This is a genomic window from Longimicrobium sp. (assembly GCF_036280135.1).
GTDB lineage: Bacteria > Gemmatimonadota > Gemmatimonadetes > Longimicrobiales > Longimicrobiaceae > Longimicrobium.
On the sequence record NZ_DASURI010000664.1, the window covers coordinates 1 to 5,694 of the forward strand.

At 75.0% G+C, this 5,694-nt stretch carries 1 protein-coding gene and 1 pseudogene; both read left to right on the forward strand.

Annotated features, from left to right (window positions below):
- A pseudogene (locus VFZ20_RS32985) lies at window positions 1-136 on the forward strand (phosphopantetheine-binding protein); the annotation flags it as partial.
- An 807-nt stretch (window positions 137-943) separates the two neighbouring features.
- Window positions 944-5,694, forward strand: a 4,751-nt coding sequence (locus VFZ20_RS21605) for a non-ribosomal peptide synthetase (protein WP_329686023.1), incomplete at its 3' end; no start/stop codon positions are given.

The following is a 5,694-nucleotide window of genomic DNA, read 5'->3' on the forward strand; positions in this document are numbered from 1 at the left end:
CGACTTCTTCGAGCTGGGCGGGCACTCGCTTTCGGCCGTGCGGGTGGTGTCGCGGGTGCGCCAGGAGCTGGGGGTGGACGTGGCGCTGCGCGCGCTGTTCACCCGGCCCGTGCTGCAGGACTTCGCGCAGGAGATCCTGGACGCCCAGCTCGCCCAGTTCGACCCCGAGGCGCTCGCCCAGCTCATCGAGCTGGCGCGCGAGCCCGCCCTGGGATGACACCGGGTCCGCGGGAGCACCGCGCACCGGCGTTGAGTTCCTGGAAGCAGTTCCCGGACGGGTGTGAAGCTGTTGCCGGCCCATGCTGTCATTCCGAGAGGTCCCGGGGTGGGTCTGGAGCCGTTTCTCACCCGTGCCGTCCTTCCGGGGAAGGCGCCGGCTGGATCCATCCCCATGCCGGATGGCGCGGCCGAGGAACCGGGTCGCCGGCGTGCGGGATCCCGTCCGTACGCTGAGTTGCTCCCGGACCCGGCGCGCACGGGCGGGATCGTGTCGGGCTGCAACCCGATTCTTCGGTCGGAAGGCGCCCACGATTCCGCGTGGAGGAATGGACCGGGCCGGGCGCCTTCCCCGCTCAGAATGACAGCACGGGCACGGGCGAGAAACGGCTCGAAACCCGTCCTGGATTCGCCGTCAGGATGACAGCGTGGGTGAGAAGCGGCTCCAGGCCCACACGAAAACCGCTGTGAGGGAGCGCCCGGGCGGAACCCGCCCGTTCACGGGACGGCGGGCGCTGCCGAAGGATCTCCTTCGGCGGGCGCGGGGATTTCGCCGCTGGACGGGGTCCCTGCCACGGGGGAAAGGTCTTCCGGGGCCGCGCGCATCCGGCGCGCGCCGAGCCCGTGAGGGTCCCCCGGGAAGACCACTGCGTTTCCGGATCCGGGATGAGACATCGCCCGGCCCCGGGCGCGGCACGACATCGAAACGAACACCACGGCACTGTCCATGAGCTCCGATCCGACCCTGACCAACCTGACGCTGGCCGAGCGCCGCAGGCTCCTGAAGATCGCGCTGGCCCGCGACCTCGAACGCAAGGGCTCGGAGCTTCCGCCGATCGGGCACGCCGACCGGGACGGGCGCCTTCCGCTTTCGTTCGCGCAGCAGCGGCTGTGGTTCCTGGAGCAGCTGGGCGACATGGGCAGCACGTACCACATCGCCAAGCGCCTGCGCCTGCGGGGCCCGCTGGACCGCGAGGCGCTCGCGCGCGCGCTGGACGGCATCGTCGCGCGGCACGAGGTGCTGCGCACCACCTTCGCGGAGGTGGACGGCGTCCCCGAGCAGCGCATCGCGCCGGCGGACGCCGGGTTCCACCTGGTGCGGCACGACCTGCGCGGGGAGGCCGACGCCGAGGCGGAGCTGGGCCGGCTGGCCTCGCAGGAGGCGCGCGCGCGCTTTGACCTGGAGCGCGGGCCCCTCGTCCGCGGCCGCCTGGTCCAGCTGGGCGAGGACGACCACGTGCTGCTGCTGACGATGCACCACATCGTCAGCGACGGCTGGTCCACGGGGGTGTTCTTCGGCGAGCTGTCGGCGCTCTACGCCGCCGGCGTCCAGGGGACGGAGGCGAGCCTGCGCGCGCTGCCGGTGCAGTACGCCGACTTCGCGGCCTGGCAGCGGCGGTGGGTGGAGGGCGACGTGCTGCGGGAGCAGGCGGACTACTGGACGCGGACGCTGGCGGGCGCGCCGGAGCTCCTGGAGCTCCCCGCCGACCGCCCGCGGCCGGCGGAGGCCGACCACGCGGGCGCGCGGGTGGACCTGGTGCTGGACGCGGCGCTCACGGCGGGGCTCAAGGCCCTGTCGCGGCGGCACGGGGCCACCCTCTTCATGACGCTCCTGGCCGGGTGGACCGTGGTGCTGGGCCGGCTGGCGGGCGGGGAGGACGTGGTGGTGGGCACGCCCACGGCGGGGCGCCGGCGGCCGGAGGTGGAGGGGCTCATCGGCTTCTTCGTGAACACGCTCGCCCTGCGCCTGGACCTGTCGGGCGCGCCCACGGTGGCGGAGCTGCTGGGGCGGGTAAAGGAGCGGGTGCTCGACGCCCAGCACCACCAGGACATCCCCTTCGAGCAGGTGGTGGAGCGGGTGGACCCCGTCCGCAGCCTGTCGCACCACCCGCTCTTCCAGGTGCTGTTCGCCTGGCAGAACACCAGCCACGGGGACGGACCCGCCCTGGGCCTGCCGGGGCTCTCGGTGGCCGGGATGGGCGGCGACCGGCTGGTGACGGCCAAGCTGGACCTGTCGCTCTCCATGTGGGAGGCGGAAGACCGCATCGTGGGCGGGGTGACGTATTCCACCGCGCTCTTTGAGCGGGCCACCGTGGAGCGCTGGGCGGGCTACCTGCGCCGGGTGCTGGAGGAGATGGCGGCCGACGAGCACCGGCGCGTGGACCGGCTGTCGCTCCTGCGGGCCGACGAGCGGGTGCGGGTGCTGGAGGAGTGGAACCGCACGGCGGCGGACTTTCCGCGCGAGTCGTGCATCCACGACCTCATCGAGGCCCAGGCGGCGCGTACGCCGGACGCCACGGCGGTGGTCTACGAGGGCGACCGCCTTACCTACGGGGCGCTGAACGCGCGGGCCAACCGGCTGGCGCGCCACCTTCGCTCGCTGGGCGCGGGGCCCGACACGCGGGTGGCCCTCTGCGCGGAGCGCGGCCTGGAGACCCTGGTGGGCCTCCTGGCCATCCTCAAGGCCGGCGGCGCGTACGTGCCCCTGGACCCCGGCTACCCGGCGGAGCGGCTGACGTACATGCTGGCCGACAGCGCGCCGGCCGCGGTGCTCACGCAGGGGGCCCTGCGCGACCGCGTGGACGGTGCCGGTGTGCCCGTGGTGGAGCTGGACGCGGCCGCCCCGGCGTGGGCGCGGGAGGCGGACACGAACCCCGCGTGCCCGGCGCTGACGCCGGAGCACGCCGCGTACGTCATCTACACCTCCGGCTCCACGGGCATGCCCAAGGGCGTGGTCGTCCCCCATCGCGCCGTGGTGAGCCAGCTGGCGTGGGCGCAGCGCACCTGGGCGCTGGGGGCGCACGAGGCGGTGCTGCAGCGCATCTCGCTGAGCTTCGACGTGTCGGTGCGCGAGCTGTTCTGGGCCCTGACGGTCGGCGCGCGCGTGGTGCTGGCGGGTCCCGGGGGCGCCAACGACCCGGCCGCGCTGGTGGAGGTCGTGGCGCGCGAGGGCATCGGCGTGATCCACGCCGTCCCCACGCTGCTGCAGGCCCTGCTGGAGCACCACGGCGTGGGCGCCTGCACGACGCTGGCGCGGGTGATGTGCGGCGGCGAGGTGCTTTCGCCCGCGCTGGCCCGGCGGTTCCACGAGCGGCTTCCCCACGCGGCCCTGTACCACATGTACGGCCCCACGGAGACCACGGTGGCCGTCACGGCGGCGCGCGCGCGGCCGGAGGAGCGGCACGGGCGCCTGCCGCTGGGCCGCCCCGTGGCCAACACGCGCGCGTACGTGCTGGACGCCCGCGGCGAGCCGGTGCCCGTGGGCGCGGCGGGCGAGCTGTGCATCGGCGGCGCGCAGGTGGCGCGTGGCTACCTGGGCCGGCCGGCACTGACGGCGGAGCGCTTCGCGGCCGATCCCTTCGCCGGCGAGCCCGGTGCGCGGATGTACCGCACGGGCGACCGCGCGCGCTGGCTGCCGGACGGGACGCTGGAGTTCCTGGGCCGCACCGACCACCAGGTAAAGCTGCGCGGCTTTCGCGTGGAGCTGGGCGAGATCGAGGCGCGCCTGCTCGCGCACCCCGCCGTGCGCGAGGCCCTGGTGCTGGTGCGCGAGGACGCGCCGGGCGAGCAGCGGCTGGTGGCGTACGTGGCCGGCGACGCGGTGGGCGCGGACGTGCTGCGGGCGCAGGTGAGCGAGACGCTGCCGGAGTACATGGTGCCGGCGGCCTACGTGCGGCTGGACGCGCTCCCCCTTACCCCCAACGGCAAGGTGGACCGCCGGGCGCTCCCCGCGCCCGAAGGCGGCGCGTACGCCGTGCGCGCCTACGAGCCCCCGGCGGGGATCGTGGAGGAGATCCTGGCCGGGATCTGGGCCGGCGTGCTGGGCGTGGAGCGGGTGGGCCGGCGGGACCACTTCTTCGAGCTGGGCGGCCACTCGCTGCTGGCCGTGCAGGTGATCTCGCGGGTGCGCCAGGGGCTGCAGGTGGAGGCCGCGCTGGGCGACCTGTTCACCCGCCCCGTGCTGGCGGACTTCGCGCGGGCGCTGGAGACGGGGGCCCGGGCGGAGCTGCCGCCCATCCAGCCCGCCCCGCGCGACGGCCGCCTTCCCCTCTCCTTTGCCCAGCAGCGGCTGTGGTTCCTGGAGCAGATGGGGAACCTGGGAAGCACGTACCACGTCCCCAAGCGGATGCGCCTGCAGGGCGCGCTGGACCGGGGGGCGCTCGCGCGGGCGCTGGACGGCATCGTGGCCCGCCACGAGGCGCTGCGCACCACGTTCGCGCTGGTGGACGGCGTCCCCGAGCAGCGCATCGCGCCGCCGGACGCCGGGTTCCACCTCCTCGAGCACGACCTGGACGGGGCGGCGGACGCGGACGCCGCGCTGGCCCGGCTGATGGCCGACGAGGCGCGCGCGCCCTTCGACCTGGAGCGGGGCCCGCTCATCCGCGGCCGGCTGGTGCGGATGGCGGCGGACGACCACGTGCTGCTGCTGACCATGCACCACATCGTCAGCGACGCCTGGTCGGGCGGCGTGCTCACCCGCGAGCTTTCCGCGCTGTACGGCGCGTTCCTCCGCGGCGAGCCCGATCCGCTTTCCCCGCTGCCCGTGCAGTACGCCGACTACGCGGCGTGGCAGCGGCGCTGGGTGGACGGCGAGGTCCTGCAGGCCCAGGCGGACTACTGGACCCGGACGCTCTCCGGCGCCCCGGAGCTGCTGGAGCTGCCCCTGGACCACCCGCGGCCGGCGCGCCAGGACTTCGCGGGCGCCGCCGTGAACCTGGTGCTGGACGAGGCGCTGACGGCCGGGCTCAAGGCGCTCTCGCGGCGGCACGGCACGACGCTCTTCATGACCGTCCTGGCCGGGTGGGCGACGGTGCTCTCGCGCCTGTCCGGGCAGGACGACGTGGTGGTGGGCACCCCCTCGGCCAACCGGGGCCGGCGGGAGATCGAGGGGCTCATCGGCTTCTTCGTCAACACGCTGGCCCTGCGCGTGGACCTCTCCGGCGCGCCGTCGGTGGCGGACGTGCTGGGACAGGTGAGGCAGCGGGCCCTGGAGGCGCAGCAGAACCAGGACATCCCCTTCGAGCAGGTGGTGGAGCTGGTGCAGCCGGCGCGCAGCCTGTCGCACCCCCCGCTCTTCCAGGTGATGTTCGCCTGGCGCAACGACCCGGCGGGGGGGCTGGCGCTGCCCGGGCTGGCGATGGGCCGCGCGGGCGGCGCGTCGCACGTGACGGCCAAGTTCGACCTGATGCTCGCGCTGGGCGAGGCCGGCGGACGCATCCGGGGCGGGGTGGAGTACGCCACGGCGCTCCTTGAGCGGGAGACGGTGGAGCGGTGGATCGGCTACCTGCACCGGGTGCTGGAGGCCATGGTGGCGGACGACGCGCGCCGCGCCGACCACCTGCCGATGCTCCCCGGGGCGGAGCGCCTGCAGGTGGTGCGGGGGTTCAACGAGACGGGGCGGGCGTACCCGCGCCAGGCGTGCGTCCACGAGCTGTTCGAGGCGCGGGCGGCGCGGACGCCGGACGCGGTGGCGGTGGT